Below are 20,536 nucleotides of genomic sequence, written 5' to 3' on the forward strand. Positions count from 1 at the left end.
CGTACGCCAGGAGTTCCTTGATGGCTGCCTCGTTGGAAGGCCGGAGGGCGTTCACGCCATTCGGACAGCGTGTCGCGGACGGTCTGCGCAACGGCCTTGGCGTGCTACGCAAGGTCGTTGTCGAGTGCCGCCATGTCCCCGCTTGTGGTTCGGCCGGTGATGACGATGGGACCGGCCAGCGGGTACAGGGGCATGCCACGCCAGGCACTCGCCAGGGCCCATGCGGCCAGGTTCTGGGGAAGTCCGAGCTTCAGGCCGCTGCCGTGAATGAGCAGAACGGCCCGCCGGTGGTACACCGCTTGGTCGACGGCGTCGGATCCGACGTGCTCCTGGATCGCGGAGTGAGCATCGGGCGCGGGCAGGTTGAGGTCTGTGACGGTGGCGTCCGGATCGATGCGCAGTGCGTGCACTGGTGGTCCTCCTCGTCGGTTCAGGGGCGGGGCTGCGCAAGGTCGCGGCACGCACGGCTGAGCAATGATCACGGTGCCTGCGCAATGCACCGGCTGACCTGGTGTTTCTTCTCATTGCGCAGCCTGCTGGTCGTGATGGGATCCCTGTGCGCAACCGGTGCGCTGGGGGGACTTACTGCTGTGCTTCGGCGTGGTGGCGGATGAGGGCCTGCCAGCGACGCTCGAAGTCGGTGGCGTTCTCGGCGATGTAGTCGGTGGTGATGGGCTTGTTGTACTGCGCGGTGATCCCGTGGGCTGCGCAATCCTGCGCAATGGCGTCGAAGGACGGGTTGTCACTGCGCACCCGGTGCTCGGCCCAGAGGCTGTAGACACGGAACGGCAGCACGTAGCGCCGCAAGGTGGAGGGACTCACCGGCTTCCCGCCCCGGCCGTAGAGGCCTTTGCTGGCTAGGAACTCGGATAGCTGCTCGGCCTTCTCCGGTTCGGCACCGTTCTCGGCCTGGTACTCCATCCACGCCAGGTAGTAGCGGTCGACAGTGGTGAGGACAACGGGCTCCCCCGCGACGACGGGCTCGTCGGCAGACTGGCCATCGATGGCGGCGCTCACCCGCGGGGTGCGCTTCTCCTTGGCGGCCTGTGCACCCGCGCCGGCGGGCGCCGCCTCGGGCTCCTCTTCGGACGGGAGAACCGCTTCGGGGCCCTGCTCGTCGGGATCGGCGGCATCTCCGGCGGGCGGTCCGCTGCTGCCGAACTCGCGCTCCTCAAAGCTCGTCACGAAGGCTGCCAGGTCATCGCCGGTGATGGGCCGGCCGCCGTCTCCAGTGGTGGACTCCCGCTCATACACGTACGCAGCGAGGGCTGCGGCATCCGGGTACATGCCGAATTCCTGCGCGTAGGTGCGCCAGGCGCTGTGGAAGTAGTCGTACCACTGGTCGGCCGGCTCCGCTCCGTTGGTGGCAGCGGGCTCTTGGCTGACGAGCGCATAGCGTTTCTGGAGGACCTGGAGCAAGGGCTGCACCTGGTCGTCGGAGAGCGGGTCGCCGGATCCCGTGGAGATGCCGTAGGTGTCGCGGAGCCAGAAGGCCCACTGCGCCGGGGTCGGCTCGGCCTGGAACTGGGCGAGGAACGCCTGGTAGGCCTCAGCGAATCGATCGGCAGCGTCCTCGGTCGATTCACGCGGCTCGTCCGGCCGCTCGGGCATGGGAGTTGAGACGGGAGCTTGGTCCGGCTTCGGCCCTGCACCCTCCAGCTCGGCGGTCCCCGGCCCCTGCAGCGCCGCGGTCTCGAGGACGGTGTCTTCGGCCGGGCCCGCGGCGGTGGCCCGCTCGACGGTGAACTGAATCGGTGGCTCCTCGATGCCGGCGGCGGCGAGGCCGGCGAGCGCGGTCTCGGCGAGCGGGACGCCGTACCGGGCCAACCGCAGCGGCATCAACGCTTCGACGGGGGCCTTGCGTCGCCAGGCGCGGCCGAAGCGGGATCGGAGGCTGGCTTGGTAGACGAGGCGTTCCTGTTCCAGCTTGATGACTTGCTCGTAGGAACGGAGCTCCCAGAGCTTCATGCGTCGCCACAGAAGAAACGTAGGCACGGGTGAAAGGATCCAGCGGGTGAGGCGGACGCCCTCCATGTGCTTGTCGGCCGTGATATCTGCGATCCGGCCGATCGCGTGGCGGGCTGCCTCGACCGAGACGACGAAGAGGACCGGGATCACCGCGTGCATGCCTACGCCCAGCGGGTCCGGCCAGGCGGCCGCGCCGTTGAAGGCGATCGTCGCCGCCGTCAGCAGCCACGCAGTTTGACGCAGCAGGGGGAACGGGATGCGGATCCAGGTCAGCAGTAGATCCAGGGCCAGCAGGACGCAGATACCCGCGTCGATGCCGATCGGGAAGACGTAACTGAAGTTCCCGAAGCCCTTCTGGAGGGCCAGTTCACGGACCGCCGCGTACGAACCGGCGAAGCCGATGCCCGCGATGACCACCGCACCGGCGAGGACCACGCCGATGAGAGTCCGGTGCATCCGGTTCAGGTGAGGTATCTCGCCACTCCCGGCAGCCACGCCCTACTCCCCCGCCACCTCGTCAACTCTGAACAAGACTCACACTTTCACGTGCCTCACGGCGGTGCGCCACTTTTGGCGCCTCCTCTTACGGATCAAGCGGAGGCGCCCGTCAGGCTCAGCTCGTCGCCTCAGCAGAGGACGGCGTCATGACCTCCGCGTACTTCACGGGATCGCGCTCGTGGCCAAACTGAGCGAGGACACGCAGTAGTTCGAAGAACGCCGGCTCTTCCATCTTCCGCACGAGGTGCATCGCGATGAACCACGGATCGTCGTAGGGCAGCGAACGGGGCTGCCTGTCCCCATCGTTCGACTCTGGCTCGGTCGAGCGTTCTCGAGTACTGCGCGGTTCCGGAACTCCCTGCTCGGGCTCGGGGTGCTGCTTCTTCTGCTCCGTATCCGCCGGTGCGGCCGGGGAGTTGTCCACCGTACTGCTGGTGATTACGCCGTAATCACCTTCGCCGCCGTCCGACTGGTCTGCGGTCGGCTCCGCTGCCGCTTCCTCCTCGTCCGCCGGCCGAGGCCTCGCGGCACGTGCTTGGTCTTCCTTCCGTGCACGTTCCGCCTTCAGCTCCGCCAGAGCTGCCTCTTGCTGATCGGCGGGCTTGTTTCCGACGGCTCGCAGCAGGTCGATGGGCTCCTCACCGATCCGGGCCTGCAGTTCAGGAGTGAGGCTGAGCAGCGCGAGGCGCTGAGAGACCCACCCTTGGGAGCGGTGCAAGCGCTTAGCGAGGGCGCGCTGACTGCCGTAGATGGCCAGGAGCCGTTGGAGAGCGCGCGCTTCGTCAAGCTCTTCGAGGTCCTGGCGGTGGATGTTGGCGACGAGGGCGGACTCCAGGAGCTCTTCGGATGTACCGCCTTGCTCGTCACTGACCATGACTTTGAGTGCGGTGAGTCCGGCTTCTCGGGCGGCAGCAAGGCGACTGCTGCCGTCGATGACCACATGGGTGGCGTCTGGTTCGAGGTCGGCTTCGCGGTCGGGGCTGGCCTTGATGTAGGCGTCTCGGTTCATGACCGTGATCGCCTGCTTCTGGCCGTGTGTCTGGAGGCTGCCTGCAAGGTCGGTCAGATCACCGAGGCTGGAGCGAGGATTGTCGGGGTTGGGGCTGATGCGGTGGAGGGGGAGTTCGGTGGGCTCGGCGACTCCGTCGGTCGGGACCCCGGTGGCGGCGGCGACGGCTTGCCGGCGTGCGCTGACGTTGCGCACTCCCCCGCCGAACCGGCCGCTGCCCAGCTGGTCGGCCTTGCTCACAGCACCTCCCTGGCAAGGGCGCGCATGCCGACTGACTGCTGCGACTTCGGCGCGTAGGACAGCAAAGGCTTCTTCACGCGGACTGCTTCCTTCTGTTCCTTGAGGTCTCCGATGAGCCCGACGACCCGCGGATCCTTTATGTCGACCCAGCCCTGGAGGGATGACGTGGCGATGTAGCCGCGGCGGGAGTCGTACAGGTTGACGACGATGCCGAGGTAGTCGATGTCGACCTTGAGGTCGTTACGCAGGTCTTCGATCTGCGTGGTGAGGAGCTCGTAGGCGTCGGCGGAGCTGTCCTCGGCCTGGACAACGATGAGAGCGCCGGACTGTCCGGGCTTCTCGTTATCACGGCGGCGGCCGTAGTAGGCGGCAGCGTCCATGCTCAAGCCGAGGCTCGGGGGGCAGTCGACGATGATTACGTCGTAATCACTCTCGACTGGGGCAAGGGCTCGCTCCAGGGCGGCTTCGCGGGCGCGGACACCGGACAGGCGCACGTCGAGCAGGAAGGCGTCGTTACAGGCGGGCAGCAGGTGCAGCCGGCCGGCGAAGCTGTCGTCGTCGACGGAGACGATGAGGTCCCTGAGCTCGCCCTTGGGGGCGCCGGCCATGTGGTTGGTCAGGCTGTCGCCGTCGAGCGGCAGCGGGCTGGCCCCGAGTTGGTTGGTGAGGTGACTTTGCGGGTCGAAATCCACCAGCAGTACGCGCTGCCCGGGTCCGGGCAGGTTCTCGATGTCGAGGGCGCCGTCCTCCAGGACAGCTTCACCCTCTTCGGTCTCGCTGGCGCGCAGGGCTTTGGTAAGGGCCTTGGCTACCCGCACGGGATGCAGGGAGTCGGCGTCTTCAGCGAGTGCCTCGCCCAGTCCGGCCGTGATGGCAGTTTTGCCGACGCCGCCCTTCTGGTTGCAGACAACGATGCGGCGGGTGATGGCGGGACGTTGCACGTCAGGGGTGGGGTTGGTGTCGAGCCAGAGCTGAACAGCCTGGGCCAGGCCCTGGATGAGGGACACTCGCCGGTCCGTGGCGGTCTGACGGAACTCTTCCCATTGGCCGGGAGGCAGGAAGGTGGCGAAGGAGTCTGCGCCGGCTGTGTCGAGGGTTGGGAGGGTTGAGGCGAGGCTGCACCAGTCACTGATGCCCTGTTCAACCGCGCTTTGAATGTCGATGCCGAGCTGTGCGGCTCTGATCTTGAGGTTCTGCCGGAGCTGTCCCGGCAGTTTGGAGACGACCTTCTCGCGATCGCTCGAGGTGGCTGAGGTAGTCATGATGGCACCATACTAACGTCGTAGATCATCTACCTCAGCGACACGTTAGTTAGACCAAGTTGATGCAAGGGCGGCAGCCATCCAAGTGATTACGGCGTAATCACTCTGCCACCGACCACCGCGCACCGCGCCGGTGGCGCCACCTCCGCTGATTACGGCGTAATCAGTCAGCGCAGCTCCTCCCCAGATGCCGACGCCACCGCTCCAGTCAGACACGGGCATTGCGTATACGGGGCCACCCCAGGACTGGACCGTCGGATACGGCTATCGCCCCGGGCGAGCCGCAGGATGATTGCTCATCCTGCTCACCGCCGCAACCCTGGCTTTCGCAGCCAAGCACCCGGTCGCCTCAAGGCCCGCCGAAGCCCCGCCCTTCAACGCGCTTCTCTACGCGCTCGATCTACTGCTACCCGTCGTGGATTGCGGACAACAGAATGCCTTCCACACCGCAGGCTGGCAGCAGTGGCTGTCCGCTGTGCTCGTCGCGGCGGGCTGGATCCTGGCCACGACCATCGCAGCAGGCCTCACCCGCACGCTCTCCCGTAGGTAGCTACCAGTTGGGGGAGTGGAGCCACGAGCCCTCTCTCGGTGATTACGGCGTAATCACCCAGCAGCCGACCCGAGTGTCCTTGGAGGGCGAAGTCAGTCGTTTTCTGTCGTCTGACCTGGGCGGACTGGGTTGGGTGGCAAGAACCTCGATGACGGTTGGTTGGCTTCGTAGGTATCTGCGCGCCTCGGACCTGCGGTGAGCAGATAGCGGATCTGACTCGGCGGCACGCTCAGCGGACCGAGGCTCCGGTCCACACTCGCCGCGGTTGGTCTCGCACTCGCCGATCGGGCCGGCACCCGCTTTGGTCAGGGTCTTCGGGGGTGCCCGTCAGTCGCAGCACGGTTCTGCGGCCGCGTGATCATTCCGGGCCTGCCGTCATGCCAGGGGGGCGAATCCCGATAGTCGAACTGCGCGTGTGATCAGCTGCTCGACAGCCTCTGAGGGGTGCCCACCCGGAAGGTGCGCCGGTACGCCGCCGGGGTCGTCGCCAGCGCCCGGTGAAAGTGCTGGCGCAAGCTGTCCGCGCTGCCCAGCCCGCTCCGCTCCGCCACCGCATCCACCCCCAGATCCGTCGTCTCCAGCAACTCCCGCGCCCGCGCCAGCCGCTGCTGGTTGAGCCACTTCAGCGGGGTGACGCCCACCTCCGCCGCGAAGCGGCGGCCGAACGTCCGCGTGCTCATCCCTGCTCGGTTCGCCAACTCGGCAATCGCCAGCGGTCGGTGGAGCCGGGCCAGCGCCCAGTCCAGCACCGGCCCGAGGCCCTCCGCCTGCGGTGGGACAGGGGCCCGCGGCAGCGCGTACTGGGTCTGGTCGCCCTCCCGGTGCGGGGCCACAACCATCCGGCGGCCGACCTCCGCCGCCGCTGCCGTGCCGTAGTCGCCGCGCACGATGTGCAGGCACAGATCGATGGCCGCGGCCGTGCCCGCGCTCGTGAGGATCGAGCCGTCGTCGACGTACAGGGAACGGTCGTCGACGCGTACGTACGGATGTCGGCGGCGCAGCTCCTCCGCGTACATCCAGTGGGTCGCCGCCGGACGCCCGTCCAGCAGCCCGGCCGCGGCCAGCACGAACGCGCCCGAGCAGAGCGAGGCGATCCGCGCCCCACGGGCATGCGCCTCGCGCAGCGCGTCGAGCAGGGCGGCCGGCGGTTCGTAGCCCTCCATCATGCAGGCTGGGACCACGATCAGATCCGCCTCACGCAGCGACTCAAGGCCATGCTCGGCCTCCAGGCGCAGACCGCCAGGAGCGCGCTGGGCACCTCCCGGGGCCGTGGCGCACAGCGTCAGCTCGTACCCCTCACCCGCGAACACCGCGCACGGCACGGCCAGCTCGAACAGCGAGGTCTCCTCCAACAGGGTCACCCCCACACGCAGCACCATGGCGTAAATCTACGGGAGGCTGACGTTTTCGCCAATGGTGTGGCGTGGGCGCTGGTCGGATGGTGGGTGCATGGCATGGAACTCACTGACCACGCCCGGCCACCGGCTGGCCCTCGCCGGGATCTCGGCGATCGGCGTGACCTTCGGTTTCGCACGGTACGGATACGGTCTCTTCCTCCCCGAGCTGCGCGAGGAGTTCGGGCTCTCCGTCTCCCTCGTCGGGCTGATCGGCAGCGCCACGTACATCGGTTACCTGGCCGCGCTGCTAATGGTCGGCGCCCTCATCACACGCTTCGGACCGCGCCCACTCGTCCTCACCGGCGGGCTTTCCGCCGCCGTCGGGATGGGGCTTGTGGCACTCGCCCAGGAGCCAGGGCTGCTGATCACCGGGCTGATTCTCGCCGGTACGAGCTCTGGCTGGGCCTGGGCCCCCTACTCCGACGCGGTCGACCGGATGGTGCCGGCCGGGCGGCGCGAGCACGTCATGGGCACCATCGCCAGCGGGACCGCCTTCGCCGTCGTGGTCGCGGGCCCGCTGGCGCTGCTCGCGCGCGGCACGGGATGGCGGTACGCGTGGCTGGCCTTCACGCTGGCGGCGCTGGCATCGACCGCGTACAACGCCCGTGTGCTGCCCGGGGGTTCGAGCCGACGGATACAGAGCAGCGTCCGACCGACATACCGTCGCAGCGCACTGCCGCTCCTGCTCACCGCCGTCATCTACGGCCTCGTCGGCGCCGTCTACTGGTCCTTCGCCGTCGAAGCTATCACCGACGCAGCGGGCACCGGCTCCGCAACCGCACCCCTGTTCTGGTCGCTGATGGGCGCGGCCGGCACGGCGGGCGCGCTGACCGGCCACGCCGTCGCGCGGTACGGGCTGCACCGCGTCCACACTGGGCTCTTCTCCGGCATCGCCGTCGCCCTCGCCCTGCTCGGCCTCGCCCCCGGCTCACCCCCCGCCGTCGCCCTCTCCGCCCTGCTCTACGGCCCGTGCTTCATGGCCGGATCCGGGATCCTCGCGGTGTGGAGCTACCGCGTTTTTCCCGAGCGGCCATCCGCCGGCTTCAGCGTCACCGTCTTCTTCCTGGGGCTGGGCACGATCGCGGGGCCCGCACTGCTCGGTGCGTACGCCGAACTCCACGGCCTGCGAGCCGCGTTCCTCCTCACGGCGGGTGCCGCAGCCCTTGCCCTGGCGTGCGCTCCAAGCCGTACAGCGCGTCGGCACGAGCGCCATCACGGACAGGGCCAGGACCAGGACACTGGGACTTCGGAGCGGGACCGAGGTCAACCCCCTCAGCTTCGCGTGCATCCTCCCCAGCCCAGCGCCCCAAGCACGTTCACCTCACAGGACTAGGCCGTGTTTTAGAACGGGCTGGTCTGTCGAGTTGGCTGTCCGGGGAAGTCGCGGGCGGCCAGCCAGATGATGAGGTCGCCTGCGATCCGGCCGATGCTGGTGTCAGTGGTGACCTCGTGTTCGCGGTGGGTGGTGTCGCGGCGGACGGTCTCGTAGCCGCCTTCGTCGAGGACGGCCACGGAGGCGAACCAGGCGGGGTCGTCCTGGTCGGGCTGGATGACGAGGAACGTGTTGTCCGCGTCGTTCAGTTCGCTGATCAGGTCGAACAGGGCGTCCTCGGACGGGTCGTCGATGTGGTGGCCGTTCTCGCTGTCGGCGCAGTAGTACTCAGCCGCCATTGGTCCGCTGTCTCCCTTGTGCCGACGTGCTGCGGGTTGCCGCCGCCAGGATGGCATGCGGTGCGGACAACGCCAGGTCACAGCCATTCGTTGATGGCGGCGATGTGGACGGTGGCCTCGAAGCGGACGGCGAGCTTGTCGAACCGGGTGGCCACCGCCCGATTGCGCTTGAGCCGGTTGATGCCGCACTCGACCGCGTGCCGGGCCTTGTAGTCCTCGCGGTCGAAGGCCGGCGGTCGCCCGCCGTTGCTGCCGCGGCGTCTGCGATGGCCGGTCTGATCGGCCGGTTCCGGGATGGTGGCCCGGATCCCGCGTCGGCGTAAGTAGGCGCGGTTGGCGCGCGATGAGTACGCCTTGTCACCACGGACCCGCAGCGGCCGTCTGCGCGGTCGCCCCGCGCCGAGCCGGGGCACACGGATGCCTTCCAGTACGGCCACGAACTGCGGGCTGTCACCCCGCTGCCCTGCCGTGACCAGCAACGACAAGGGCCGTTGGCCTTGTTCGCAGGCCAGATGGATCTTGGTGGTCAGGCCGCCTCGAGACCGGCCGAGTGCGTGATCGTCCGGCTCTGCGACGATCCCGCCGGGTGGCTCCTTCTGGGTATGCCCATCCCGGCGGGCGCCGGCCGCGTGCTGGTGAGCCCGGCAGACCGTGGAGTCGACATTCACCTCCCACGTGATCAGCCCGTCGGCATCGGCCCTGGCCTGCAGCCCGCTCAGTACTGCTGCCCAGACACCGGTGCGTTGCCAGCGACGGAACAGCCCGTAGACCGTCTGCCACGGCCCGTACTGACCCGGCAGGTCCCGCCATGGGGCACCAGTCCGTACCCGCCAGCGGATCCCATCGATCAGCCTCCGCCGGCATGCTGACGGCCTGCCGACCTGCGCGACGGGCAACAGCGGTTCCAGCACTGCCCACTGCTCATCCGAGAGATCCCCACGTCCCACACCGAGATCATCACGGCATCAGGCGCGGCAACAAACCCCGTTCTAAAACACGGCCTAGAGTCGCCCGCGTGACTGAGCCCTCCTACCTTGCCGCGGTCCGGGAGTCGTAACGAACTATGTTCTGGGTGTGGACGACAAGCAGATCACTATCAGGCTCACCCCGGATGAAGGCCCTGGTTCCTGTCGGACTAGCTGGAGCGGGTGCAGATGACGTCCCTCAGGCGTCTCGTGGACGATGAGACGGCGTGAGCTCCAATCCACAAGCTGGCAGGAACGTTGGACAAGGTCCTCCCCGGAATCTTCGCGGCGGACTGCTCCGAGCGCCTGGAGGCTGCGCGTCGTCGCCTCCGGCCTTCCGCGGATGACGCCAGTGAGCGGGACAACTCCGAGTGACCCTGCGGGCGACTTCGCCCAAGTTCACTGCGAACGGACAGTAGGTAGTGTCCTTTCTCAACGAAGTCAGTCGATCCCGAACCGCTGACCAGGGCGGACTAACTTCGTTGAGACGGCCGTCCTCGGCGGGGGTTATTCGCTCTGGCCAGCCGACCCGCGCCGACTGAGTTCGATGAGACAGATCGGTATGCGACTCGGTTCGTTGAGACGAGACAGGTAGCCACCGGCTGGGGGAGTGGAGCCGTGAACCTCTGCTTGGGTGATTACGGCGTAATCACCCAAGCAGCCGTGAGATGGAAAGGGTCAGCTGCCGCCTACGAGCTCGGCGGCAGCTGCGATTGCCGCGATCGCATCCTCACCTGCCTCAGAGGGACTCGTTGTAAGGCCTGTCTTCCTGAGCTCACGCACGACCGCTTCCACGTAAATCCTGAGGCTGACGAACTGTGTTGGGGTCTCGCAGTGGGGGAGTACCGCCTCGATCTGGTCCAGCCAGAACGTCACGTTATCGTCGTCATCCAGGGCGGCACGGTGCTCGAGAAGCCGGCGCGCAACAGGAGCCATCAGCGCATGCCGACGGGACGCCTCCTCCTCCGCACGGCGTGTGGCTGCGGCTTGGGCCGCCGCCTGCCGCTCCGCAAGGAGAACCGCCTCGGGAGTGCGGCGCACTGGCAGGCTCGGGTCCGCAGGATTGGTGAGGGCTGCGGCGCGCAATCTCAGAGCCTTGTTGTAAGCCGCGCTGGGCACGTTGACCGCAAGAGCCGACGCGAGCTCTGCCCATTCGGCGCGTGCCGCTCGTGCGTCCTCAACCGCCCTGGACTGATGAACCTCCGTCTGCTGGCGCAGGTACTCCCACAGGCGGACGCGTTCGATGGCGGATGCGCGTCGGGCCTCCACGCTCTTCAGTGCGCCAGCATGGGCCTCTAGATACAGCAGGGCCCCGAACAGTTCCTCATCAGCTGGCATGCGGTCGACATTCTCGTCTGCGGCCTGTTCGTGTAGTTGGCGAAGTTGGCCGATGACGGCTGGAGTGTCGAGATGCCTGATCCGTACGGGTGCCTTGAGCAGGGGTTTTGTAGGAGGCGTCGGCCTTCGGACTGAGCGTGCCATGCGTGAAAGTCTGCCCTATCGACGGGATTCACATTCTGTGAATCCACAACCGCATGAGCGTTTTGCAACAAAGGTGGCTTTCGCGTAGTGGAGATTGAAAGAGGAGCGGCACGGCTTGTCACCTGGGGTGAAGCCCAGGTGGCGTAGACCCGCTGAGACGCTGCCGTCCAACGCGAGAGATCGGACAGTCGGCGAGGTGTTTGTCCTTTGACAAGGAAGTTAGTCCAGAGCGGCGCCCTGACCTGGAGCGGTGCTTGATCACGGCTCTGGAAGGGCAGTTGGGCCGTTGCCAGGAAGTCTCCCGAAGGCTGATCAGAATGCCGGACCAGGGTGTCCTGGCTCCAGTGCGGATGTTTGGTCAAGTAATCACCCGGACCGCCGCCCGCTGCTCCAGGGCATCCCCCGCCGCAGCCAGCGCAGCCTGCACCCGCAGCTGCGCGACCTCTTCCCGGACCTTCTTCTCGCGGGCCTCCGGCAGTTCCAGCACCGACGGCACCAGCCACCCCCCGAGCGGGCGAGTACGAGCAGACGAACCGCCCCATCTCTCCGACCCTCAAGTGCCGTTCATGCCCGTCCAGCCCCACCCAGACAATCACGTTCGGAAAGCGGAAGCCTTCAGGGTCAGCCTCGGTCCTAACGTCAGGGCCTGCGGCTGACGTCGGATGCGTAGGCGCCCCAGTCTCCGGCGGCGGCCAGCTGCCACTGGTCGGATGGCGTCTCGACCGGCCCATTACTTCCCCCCGGGACTGGGTGGCCGGGGTGACTCCACTCCGGGGATAGCGGGCCCCGCGGGCGGGGTAGGGCTGGTGGTGGCCCGTGGGTGGTCCCGGGCCGGCGGACAGGGGGTGCCGTGGACGGCATGGCGGGTACGAAAAGCAGGACGGGCGCGGACGGGAGTGTGTCGGCGGCCGAGTTGTTCGACGGGCTGGGACTCGCATACGAGGAGGCGTTCGGCCGGCTGCCGGCCCAGTTGGAGGCGGTGGAGTGGCTGGCCGGGCGGCTACCGCCGGGCGCCCGGGTACTGGACGTCGGCAGCGGCACCGGGCGGCCGGTCGCCGAGCGGCTGACGGCCGCGGGCTGTGCGGTGACCGGCATCGACGTGTCACCAGTGATGGTGGCGCTGGCCCGGGAACAGGTGCCGGGCGCCCGGTTCGAGCAGTGCGACGTACGGGAGTTCACCCCGGAGGGCGGCTTTGAGGCGGTCTGCGCGTTCTTCCCGCTGCTGATGATGACGCGGGCACAGGCCGCGGCGGCGCTGCGGCGGATGGCCGGCTGGCTGGCCCCGGGCGGCTACCTCGTGACGGCCACCGTGCCGGCCGATGTCGAGGACGTGCAGATCGACTTCATGGGCCGGCCGGTCCGCGTCTCCAGCTTCACGGCGGACGACTACCTCCGGTTGCTTCGAGAAGAGTGCGGGCTGACGGTCCTGCACCACTCCGTCTCGGCGTTCGTGCCGGCCGGTGAACTCGCCGTCCCCGAGGAGCACCTGTTCTGTTACGCCCGCCGCCCCGGCACACCGGAGGCCCGGTGAGGCACCAGCGTGCGCGCCGCACTCGACGTGATCGGCGCGCGACGGATCCACGGCGTACCGGCGGTTGAGGATCTGCCCTCGTCGCCCGCCGGGCCGCGGAAGGGCAAAAGCAGGAACGGCAGGCCGTCGGGCAGAGGTCCACCGCCTCACCCGCAGCCGACCAGCGACGCGACCGGACCTGCAGCCGCAGCCGGACAAGCTATTTGGGTGTAGCTCTTCCTGAGTGAGATCGCTGGTCAGCCAGGAGGGGCGCGGACGACTTCGGCACGTCCGGTGATGAGTCCCGCAGACCGCTGAACGCCAGGGCCGTCATCACCACCCCAGCGCCCGCCGCCACGCCGAAACCGGCGTGCGCACCGCCCGTGTCCACCACCCGTCCCGCGACTGCCGCGGCGCCTGCTATTCCTGCCGCGCTTGCGGAGTTGCCCCAGGTGAACGCCTGGGTGAGGACGGCGCGCGGGACCGACGACTCTGTGAGGACGGAGGCGAGGATCAGGAGGACCGGCACGGCGAGTCCGGTCAGGGCGAGGGTGGCGCCGACCGCGAGGGGCGCGTCGAGGAAGGTCAGCGGGAGGCTCGCGAGGGTGAGGCAGGCGGCGGCTGCGGCCTGGCGGCGCCGAGGTGAGCCGCCGTGGCGCCATGCCCCGTAGGCCCAACCACCCACCAGATTCGTGCAGTTGGAGGCGAAATAGAGCAGCGCTGCCGCGTCCGGCGTGCCGCGTCCGACGGCATACGCGGCGACGGACACCTGCATCGCGCCGAAGAACACCCCGAGCGCGAGGCCGAGCGCGACCTGCCGCAGGAATGCGGAGCGGAGCAGAGCGCGTCCGGCGTGCCGGCGCTCGGCGCGGCCGGTGAGGGGCGGCATGGTGCGGCGCTGGACGGCGAGGGCGAGCCCGCCGACGACGACGAGCGCGGCGGCGAGCAGCACCCCGGCGCGCGGGCGGCCCGCCGCCCCGAGGACGCTCACCAGCGCCGGGCCGGCCAGGTAGGACACGCCGTTGGCGAGGGCCTCCAGGGCGAAAGCGGTGGGCAGCGCGGCAGCCCGTTCACCGGACAGCAGGGCGGACCAGCGAGCGGCGGACAGGGCACCCAGCTGGGGCAGCGTTGCCCCGACGAGCACGCCGGCGACGAGGTCCGGAACGGCGCCGGCGAGCAGCAGCGCCACGGCCCCGGCATGTGCGCCCAGCGCGCAGTAAAGCACCCGCGCCTGCCCGAACCGGTCGACCAGGCGCCCGATCTGGGGCCCGGCGACGGCGTCCGCGACAGCGAATCCGCCGGTGACGAGACCCGCGGCGGCATACGACCCGGTGCGTGCGTGCACCAGCCACACGATGCCGATCCCCGTCATGGCGATGCCCAGACGCCCGACAGCGGCTGGAAGGAAGAAGGCCCAGGCACCCGAAGTGCGCAGCAGGGTGCGGTAGTTCGCCGAAGCCGAAGGCACGGCGCATCCCTTTCGCCGCCCGGCGGGACGCGCCACACGGGGTCGTCGGCGTCCGGAAGTGCCGACCCGTGGCTGCGCCTGGAGCCGTCCAGTGGTGGCGTGGAGCGGGGACGCGCACCCCACGCCGGCTCCGTCACCGGGCAGATGTCATGCGGTTGTTGATGACCTCCTCGAGGATAGAGGAACGGCGCGCAGAAACGAACAGGGTGCGGCGCTTTTGAAGTGAGCGCGCCGGTCAGGCCAGAAGTTCGTAGTTGTGCTGGTCGGGCCGGGGGTAGAGGCGTTCGCGTTCTCTGCAGGTGTGGAAGGTCCAGTACTGAGGGAAGTCGCCGTTGCCGATGAGAGCCCGGAGGGTCAGGACGGCTTCGGCTCCGGGGACGCTCCACAGGCTGCCGGTGATGTCGAGGCGGTCGGCCACCAGATGACGTGCTGCTCCTTCGACGATGCCGCTAGTGCTGTGACCGCATAGGTTCGCCGGGGTGGTCGTCGTGGCGGTTGGATGTGTGGTGACGTCTGATCCGACCGCTGGAGGCGTGGTGGCAAAACCCGTTCGGGTGCGCAGACTGACCGACCAGGAAGGGCAGCGGCTGCAGCAGATCGTGCGCCGGGGCAGCACCAGTTCGGTGCGCTACCGGCGCGCGATGATGCTGCTGGCCTCGGCCGGCGGCAACCGTGTGCCGGTGATCGCCCAGCTGGTCCAGGCCGACGGGGACACGGTCCGCGACGTGACCCACCGGTTCAACGAGATCGGCCTGGCCTGCCTGGACCCTCAATGGGCGGGAGGCCGTCCCCGCCTTCTCAGCCCCGACGATGAGGACTTCGTCGTGGCGACGGCCACCACTCGCCCGGCCAGGCTCGGCCAGCCGTTCACTCGCTGGTCGCTGCGCAAGCTCGCCGCCTACCTTCGCAAGGTCCACGGCCGGTTGATCCGTATCGGCCGCGAGACATTACGCGGCCTGCTCGCCCGCCGCGGGATCACCTTCCAGCGGACCAAGACGTGGAAGGAGTCCCCGGACCCCGAGTGCGACGCCAAGCTCGACCGGATCGAGCACGTCCTGGAGCTCTTCCCGGACCGGGTGTTCGCGTTCGACGAGTTCGGACCGCTGGGCATCCGCCCCACTGGCGGCCACAGCTGGAGTCCCTCCAATCACCCCAAGCGGCACCCGGCCACCTACCACCGCACCCACGGCGTGCGCTACTTCCACGGCTGCTACTCGGTCGGCGACGACACCCTGTGGGGCGTCAACCACCGCAGGAAGGGCACCGGGAACACACTGGCCGCGCTGAAGTCCATCCGCGCCGCCCGTCCCGACGGCGCCCCGATCTACGTGATCTTGGACAACCTGTCCGCCCACAAGGGCACCGACATCCGCCGCTGGGCGAAAAGGCACAAGGTCGAGCTGTGCTCCACCCCGACCTACGCCTCCTGGGCCAACCCCATCGAGGCCCACTTCGGACCGTTGCGGCAGTTCACCATCGCCAACTCCAACTACCCCAACCACACCGTGCAGACCCGGGCCCTGCACGCCTGCCTCCGTTGGCGCAACGCCAACGCCCGCCACCGCGAGGTCCTGGCCGCCGAACGCAAGGAACGCGCCCGCATCCGCAGCGAGAAGGGCATCCGCTGGGGCGGACGCCTTCTCAAAGCCGCAGCCTGACAGCCTGCTTCTGAGCCTTCGGCGCGGCGATTACCGCCTGTGACGAGCGCCAGGCCGACGGCCTGCCCTGGTAACTGGTCGCGGGGGAGCAATTCCTGACATTTTCTCCGGCCGGTGGTCATTCGATCCCGAGGGGTCCGATGCCCAGATCCTCACGCATGCGGCCGCGCATCTCAGCCATGGCCGTGCGGCGCTGTTGGATGAAGGCCCTGTCCTCGGCGGAGCCGACGGCAACCCCGCGGGCATAGGCATCACGCATCCGACGCAGGCTGTGAAACGCCTCGTTCCCGGCCGCAACAACGAGCGGCGGGCCCACGAGCCAGAGCTGCTCGCTGGCCGTGTGCAATCCGGTCCCACGGAAAGCTTCGCGCACCGCCGCATCACGCGCTGACTCGGACATGTGATCGCCCAGGGCGACAGCCCGTATCTCTTCCCCCGCGTCTTTGAGGGCGGAGGCGTACTCGGTGTACACGGCGCGCCGCACTTCCAGAGCGTGTCGTGCTTCCTCGCGCCGCCACCTGTTGCGATCGGCGATCAGAGTGGCAGCGATGCCGATAGCAGCACCTGTCAGCGTGGAGAGCAGAGGCATCCAGTCCATGCGCCGCATGCTGTCTCAACCACCGCTGTGACACCAGCGGCCCTCACGTTCCGACATGGTGATCACGGGCCTCTTCCCGAGTGCCAGGCCGACGGGCCGCACTGGTGGCTGGTGGCGCTCGGACCACGACGGGCATGCCCATGATCGTCCGTGGACAGCCGCTCACCTATGGACACAACGCCGTCCGGGACCTCCTTTACCGAAACGTCCTGGCGAAACGGTGACTTCTGCGCCAGGGAGCCACGCGCCTGACCTGCCGCGTTGAAGTTGAAAAGCGGGCACCACCCGACCCACCAAGGGCGCCGGCAGCGCGGCCGCCGCGCTTGCCATGGTCTTCAAGCTCGTCGAGTCCGCCCAGGCGCGCTGGAGAGCGGTCAACGCACCTCACCTCGTCGCCCTCGTCCGCGCCGGAGCCCGCTTCGAACGCGGCCACCTCGTCGAACGCCCCGAGACCGTGGCAGCGTGACCTCCTTCCCCGAAACGCCCATGGGAGGCATCCACCATGTCCGACCTCGACAGCCAGACCGCTTACTGGGACGCCGCCGCGACGACGAAGCGATTCACGCACCCGCTGCACACACCGTGGCTGGACAACGTCGAACGAAGCGCCGCGATCCTCGACTACGGCTGCGGCTACGGCCGAACCCTGGACGCGCTGGAACAGCAGGGCTTCGACAACCTCTCCGGCGTCGACACATCACCGGGGATGATCGCCCGGGCCCGCAGCCTGCACCCCGCGATGCGCTTCGCGGTGCTGGACACGCCGCCGACACTGGCCTGCCCGGACGCCAGCATCGACATGGTCATGCTCTTCGCGGTGCTGACCTGCATCCCCAGCGACGACGCACAGCGGCTGCTGATCGGCGAGCTGCACCGCGTGCTCAAACCCGGCGCACTGCTCTACCTCAGCGACCTGCTGCTACAAGACGACCAGCGCAACCTCGACCGCTACGCGAGGTTCGCCGAGCCCTACGGCACCTACGGGGTATTCGAAACCGGCGACGGCGCAGTGTGCCGCCACCACCCGAGCGGCTGGTTCACCTCCCTGCTCGCCGGTTTCGAGACCACCGACACCCGACGAACCACCGTGACCACCATCGTCTTCCAGCGCCTCGGTGTAAGCGAGCCGGAGTGCCTAGGACAGGCTTCGGTGGGAGCATCAGGACGGACCGGCATGGCCCACCTGCGGGTGAGGCCTTCGTCGTCCTGATAGGTGGAAGGTTTCACCGTAGGAACGGGCGCTGCATGAGCGGGCCGACCAGGCGCTCAAGGAGCACCGCGCGAAGATCCACCGGTACTTCAGGTTCCGGGGGCGCGTGCTGGCTGACTCGGACAAGGCGGCCGACAAGGTGACGGGGGGAGAGAGGCGTGCCGACATCTCAGGTACTCGATGAGTTGCTGCGTCAACTGCGGCCTCGTGTCTGTCAGGACGCCGATCCTGATCCGCAGACGCTGATTGACTGGTTGGGGCGGCAGCTCGGCGCGGAGATCGCCCTGGTCGACCGCGCGGGCAAGGTGGAGGTCTCCACTGCCCGGCTTGCGCCGGACATCCTTGCCGGTCTCCAGCCGGTGCTGACGCAGTTGTCCAGCGGACAGATGGCCGCTGCGGCCTCGCAGGTGGGCGTGGTCCATGTACGGTGCGAAGCGCTCGGACGGCAAGTGCCGCGTCCAGTGCTGGTGGTGGGCAGCCCCCTGCCGCTGACACGGGAGGCGCTGGCGCTGGCGTCCCATATCGGCGCCATGATCGAGGTGTTGCGACGTGTCCGGCAGGCCGACGACCTCGCACTCCGCTACCAGCAGGCGGCAACGCGGCTGCGCCTGGCGGTCTTCACGGCCCTGATGGCCGGAGAAGTGACGTTGGCCCGCCGGATGACGGCCGGTGCCGTTCCGCCGTTGCTGGACGCTGAACGTCTGCGCATCCACCTGCTGCGCTGCCCGCCCTCAGACCGCGGCAGGCTCATCGACGCCTACCAGGATGCGTCCGGCTATCACGGCCGCGGCCTGATGGTGCGCTGCCCCGTCTACGACCATCACCTCATCTGTCTCCTGCCCGTGGACCACGACGGTGACAGCGTGGACGGCGGCCTGGCCGCGCCCTTGCGGTCGCTGGTACGAGACAACCCGCACTACGCGCTGGGCATCAGCGCCCCCGTGCCCCTGCCGGCCACCGCGCAGGCCTACGATCAAGCCCGCCATGCCCTGGCCGTCGCCGGCCACACGCCCGAACGGGTCGCCGACTATCACGGCCAGCCACCGCTGGCCGGGCTGCTCCCCCGTCAACAAGCCCTCGCCTGGGCCCGTGCCTTTCTGGAGCCGATCAGGGAGGCCCCCCGGCTCACCCTCGACATCACCAGCCTGGCCCTGAACTTTCCCCGCTCCGGTGTGGCGCGGCTGCTCGACATCAGCCGCAACACCGTCACCGCCCATCTGACGCGTGCCCAAGACGCCCTCGGCCTCAACCTGCAGGACCCCCGCAGCCGCGCCGAACTCGCCCTGGCCCTGGCGATCACCGACCTCCCGCCACCCGACAACAACGCCGTAACCGAGCATCTGCCGACGCCTGCGGTGGACAGTCTGCTGTCCACCGAAGCGGCCATCACCTGGGCCCACGCCTTCCTCCAACCCCTGCAGCCCGGCACGGACCGCACCGTGCACCAGACCCTGCGAGCCTGGATCGAAGCCGGCACCGATGCCCAGCGAACGGCCCAAACCCTCGGCATCAGCCGCACCACCGTTCGCGCCCACCTGCGCACCGCCGAACAATTCCTGAGACGCAGCCTCCAGACCCCAGGCCCCGGCACCCACGACCTCGTCCACGCGTTCCGCATCGCCGACCGTGCACCGTGAACAGCCGCAACCGCGCAACTGCGCACCGTGCGCGTTGCCCGCCACCCACAGCCCTCGCTACCTTCTGTTCCACCCGGCCTGCGATGACTGTCCGCAGGGCAGGGTGATGCTCGTCATTACGTGCACCATCTCAATGGGGGAGCAACTGCATGAACTTCCGTACCAAGCAGGCCCGTATGGCCTCGGCCGCGATCGGCGCCTTGGCGGCGACGATCCTGGCGGTCAGCACGACGCCCGCCTCGGCCGCCGCGTCCGACGGGTACATCAGCGGCGCCGGTTCGATCTACGACGACTTCGGTGACGAGGGCACCCTGTCCACAACCTCGTACTCGTCCTCCAGCGCGACCTGCTTCTGGCAGAACGTCCTCTACGCCGAGGGCGCCATGAAGAACTCCGAGTACCGCTTCGCCAAGTCCGACATCGACGGCGAATTCGGCTCCAAGACCAAGTTCGCCACGCGGAACCTGCAGAGCCGCTGGGGCCTGACCATCGACGGCATCGTCGGCAAGGGCACCATGAGCAAGCTGGACGCGAAACGGACCTGGCTGCCGGACGTCGACGGGGGCGTCTGGACGGGCCATCTGAAGTACGAGCGCACTACCGACACCGACGTCATCGTGGCCACCTACTACGGCAAGTACCACAGCTTCGACGTGTCGCGTGGGGCTTCGGGCCGTTGGACCTTCGAAGACGTGAGCACCGGCGCACACAACAGGGCCAGCTACAGCGAGAACGACTGCTGACGTACGGTCCGCCGGTCTTCCCGGCCGCTTCCCTCAGGGGGCGGCCGGGCAAGGCCGGCCGCTGTCCGCGGCCTCCTGCTCGTCATCACCGAGCCCCATGCTCAGCACTGTCGAGGGAGTTGGACACACCGGAGGGCTGGAAGGCCGAGCTCATCCGGGAGAAGATCGTTGTCTCACCGTGGTCGAAGATCCGCTACGCGATGCCGATGCGATCCCTCCGCAAGCAGCTGAAGGATCTGCACGTGGAGATCGCCGAAGCCGTCAAGCGCTCCGCATTCGAGCCCGGCTGGCACACTCCCGAACGCCAGACGGTGTTCCACACCGCGTTCAACGCGTGGGCTTCCTACGACGCGCACATTCTCGGCTACCGGGTCAGCGGCACCGTCGTCTGCCACGTCACCGGCCTCTCGCCCTGGCAGCTGTGCCAACTGTTCGGCGAGATGATCGACGCGGGGATCACGAACGTCGGCCAGGGCGAGCGGTTCTTCAACCAGATGCGCCCGGGTCTCCTGACGAGGCGGCACCTCACCGTCCGCTCGCCCGGCCCTGCTGTCAGTGCCCCCGTGCACCATGTCCTTTCGGGCATCACGCAGTTGTGACGCGAAGGGGACGCAATGGGGCCAAGCAGCGACCACGAAAGACCACTCGGACACCGGTTCGGTGACTGGCT

The 20,536-nt window shown here is 68.4% G+C and carries 18 protein-coding genes and 3 pseudogenes; 9 read left to right on the forward strand and 12 right to left on the reverse strand.

The window, feature by feature from the left end:
• Window positions 1-104: 104 nt before the first annotated feature.
• The 4 genes and pseudogenes from QFZ76_RS50660 to QFZ76_RS50675 form a co-directional block, all read right to left on the reverse strand.
• On the reverse strand, window positions 105-410 hold the full coding sequence (locus tag QFZ76_RS50660) for a DUF3846 domain-containing protein (RefSeq protein WP_307680515.1): 306 nt from the start codon (window positions 408-410) through the stop codon (window positions 105-107).
• Window positions 411-1,758: 1,348 nt separating this feature from the next.
• Window positions 1,759-2,424, reverse strand: a pseudogene (locus QFZ76_RS50665) (DUF2637 domain-containing protein); the annotation flags it as partial.
• Between the two features lie 157 nt (window positions 2,425-2,581).
• A complete protein-coding gene (locus QFZ76_RS50670; protein WP_307680516.1) occupies window positions 2,582-3,715 on the reverse strand; it encodes a ParB/RepB/Spo0J family partition protein in 1,134 nt (377 codons plus the stop codon).
• The gene (locus QFZ76_RS50675) at window positions 3,712-4,977 is read right to left on the reverse strand and encodes a ParA family protein (RefSeq protein WP_307680517.1); all 1,266 of its coding nucleotides are present in this window, start codon (window positions 4,975-4,977) and stop codon (window positions 3,712-3,714) included. The genes QFZ76_RS50670 and QFZ76_RS50675 overlap by 4 nt, the downstream gene beginning before the upstream one ends.
• 292 nt (window positions 4,978-5,269) lie before the next feature.
• On the opposite strand from QFZ76_RS50675, the gene QFZ76_RS50680 reads away from it, so the two are divergent.
• Window positions 5,270-5,527, forward strand: a complete 258-nt coding sequence (locus tag QFZ76_RS50680) for a hypothetical protein (RefSeq protein ID WP_307680518.1) — start codon at window positions 5,270-5,272, stop codon at window positions 5,525-5,527.
• A gap of 419 nt (window positions 5,528-5,946) precedes the next feature.
• On the opposite strand, the gene QFZ76_RS50685 is transcribed toward QFZ76_RS50680, so the two are convergent.
• Complete coding sequence (locus QFZ76_RS50685) at window positions 5,947-6,906, reverse strand: GlxA family transcriptional regulator (protein ID WP_307680519.1); 960 nt, start codon at window positions 6,904-6,906, stop codon at window positions 5,947-5,949.
• 70 nt (window positions 6,907-6,976) lie between these two features.
• Between QFZ76_RS50685 and QFZ76_RS50690 the strand changes: the two genes are divergently transcribed.
• Complete coding sequence (locus QFZ76_RS50690) at window positions 6,977-8,257, forward strand: MFS transporter (RefSeq protein ID WP_307680520.1); 1,281 nt, start codon at window positions 6,977-6,979, stop codon at window positions 8,255-8,257.
• Between the two features lie 8 nt (window positions 8,258-8,265).
• Here QFZ76_RS50690 and QFZ76_RS50695 read toward each other — a convergent pair whose 3' ends face one another.
• The 4 genes from QFZ76_RS50695 to QFZ76_RS50710 all read right to left on the reverse strand — a co-directional run bounded on the left by QFZ76_RS50695 (window position 8,266) and on the right by QFZ76_RS50710 (window position 11,529).
• Window positions 8,266-8,595 (reverse strand): hypothetical protein, encoded by a 330-nt coding sequence (locus QFZ76_RS50695; protein WP_307680521.1) that lies wholly within the window; start codon window positions 8,593-8,595, stop codon window positions 8,266-8,268.
• Between the two features lie 77 nt (window positions 8,596-8,672).
• Entirely contained in the window at window positions 8,673-9,542 is an 870-nt protein-coding gene (locus QFZ76_RS50700) for an IS5 family transposase (RefSeq protein ID WP_307680522.1), read from the reverse strand.
• A 696-nt stretch (window positions 9,543-10,238) separates the two neighbouring features.
• Window positions 10,239-11,042 (reverse strand): hypothetical protein, encoded by an 804-nt coding sequence (locus QFZ76_RS50705; RefSeq protein WP_307680523.1) that lies wholly within the window; start codon window positions 11,040-11,042, stop codon window positions 10,239-10,241.
• Between the two features lie 358 nt (window positions 11,043-11,400).
• Window positions 11,401-11,529 carry a hypothetical protein gene (locus QFZ76_RS50710; RefSeq protein ID WP_307680524.1) on the reverse strand — a complete coding sequence of 43 codons (129 nt, stop codon included), beginning with the start codon at window positions 11,527-11,529 and terminating at the stop codon, window positions 11,401-11,403.
• A 372-nt stretch (window positions 11,530-11,901) separates the two neighbouring features.
• On the opposite strand from QFZ76_RS50710, the gene QFZ76_RS50715 reads away from it, so the two are divergent.
• Entirely contained in the window at window positions 11,902-12,573 is a 672-nt protein-coding gene (locus tag QFZ76_RS50715) for a trans-aconitate 2-methyltransferase (protein ID WP_307680525.1), read from the forward strand.
• A gap of 199 nt (window positions 12,574-12,772) precedes the next feature.
• On the opposite strand, the gene QFZ76_RS50720 is transcribed toward QFZ76_RS50715, so the two are convergent.
• Together QFZ76_RS50720 and QFZ76_RS50725 are read right to left on the reverse strand one after the other, a co-directional pair.
• Window positions 12,773-14,020 (reverse strand): MFS transporter, encoded by a 1,248-nt coding sequence (locus tag QFZ76_RS50720; RefSeq protein WP_307680526.1) that lies wholly within the window; start codon window positions 14,018-14,020, stop codon window positions 12,773-12,775.
• A 235-nt stretch (window positions 14,021-14,255) separates the two neighbouring features.
• Window positions 14,256-14,471, reverse strand: a pseudogene (locus QFZ76_RS50725) (ISKra4 family transposase); the annotation flags it as partial.
• Between the two features lie 85 nt (window positions 14,472-14,556).
• Between QFZ76_RS50725 and QFZ76_RS50730 the strand changes: the two are divergent.
• Complete coding sequence (locus QFZ76_RS50730; RefSeq protein WP_307680527.1) at window positions 14,557-15,678, forward strand: IS630 family transposase; 1,122 nt, start codon at window positions 14,557-14,559, stop codon at window positions 15,676-15,678.
• A gap of 118 nt (window positions 15,679-15,796) precedes the next feature.
• Here QFZ76_RS50730 and QFZ76_RS50735 read toward each other — a convergent pair whose 3' ends face one another.
• Window positions 15,797-16,276: a hypothetical protein gene (locus QFZ76_RS50735; protein ID WP_307680528.1), complete on the reverse strand. Its 480-nt coding sequence runs from the start codon at window positions 16,274-16,276 to the stop codon at window positions 15,797-15,799.
• Between the two features lie 283 nt (window positions 16,277-16,559).
• On the opposite strand from QFZ76_RS50735, the pseudogene QFZ76_RS50740 reads away from it, so the two are divergent.
• The 5 genes and pseudogenes from QFZ76_RS50740 to QFZ76_RS50760 form a co-directional block, all read left to right on the forward strand.
• Window positions 16,560-16,742 (forward strand): annotated as a pseudogene (locus tag QFZ76_RS50740) (IS256 family transposase); the annotation flags it as partial.
• 36 nt (window positions 16,743-16,778) lie between these two features.
• Window positions 16,779-17,486 carry a class I SAM-dependent methyltransferase gene (locus QFZ76_RS50745; RefSeq protein WP_307680529.1) on the forward strand — a complete coding sequence of 236 codons (708 nt, stop codon included), beginning with the start codon at window positions 16,779-16,781 and terminating at the stop codon, window positions 17,484-17,486.
• 158 nt (window positions 17,487-17,644) lie between these two features.
• A complete protein-coding gene (locus tag QFZ76_RS50750) occupies window positions 17,645-19,123 on the forward strand; it encodes a helix-turn-helix domain-containing protein (protein ID WP_307680530.1) in 1,479 nt (492 codons plus the stop codon).
• A gap of 149 nt (window positions 19,124-19,272) precedes the next feature.
• The gene (locus QFZ76_RS50755) at window positions 19,273-19,866 is read left to right on the forward strand and encodes a peptidoglycan-binding protein (protein WP_307680531.1); all 594 of its coding nucleotides are present in this window, start codon (window positions 19,273-19,275) and stop codon (window positions 19,864-19,866) included.
• A gap of 119 nt (window positions 19,867-19,985) precedes the next feature.
• Window positions 19,986-20,465: a hypothetical protein gene (locus tag QFZ76_RS50760; RefSeq protein WP_307680532.1), complete on the forward strand. Its 480-nt coding sequence runs from the start codon at window positions 19,986-19,988 to the stop codon at window positions 20,463-20,465.
• Window positions 20,466-20,536: the final 71 nt, after the last annotated feature.

It is taken from the genome of Streptomyces sp. V4I2 (assembly GCF_030817655.1).
Taxonomy (GTDB): Bacteria; Actinomycetota; Actinomycetes; order Streptomycetales; family Streptomycetaceae; genus Streptomyces; species Streptomyces plumbiresistens.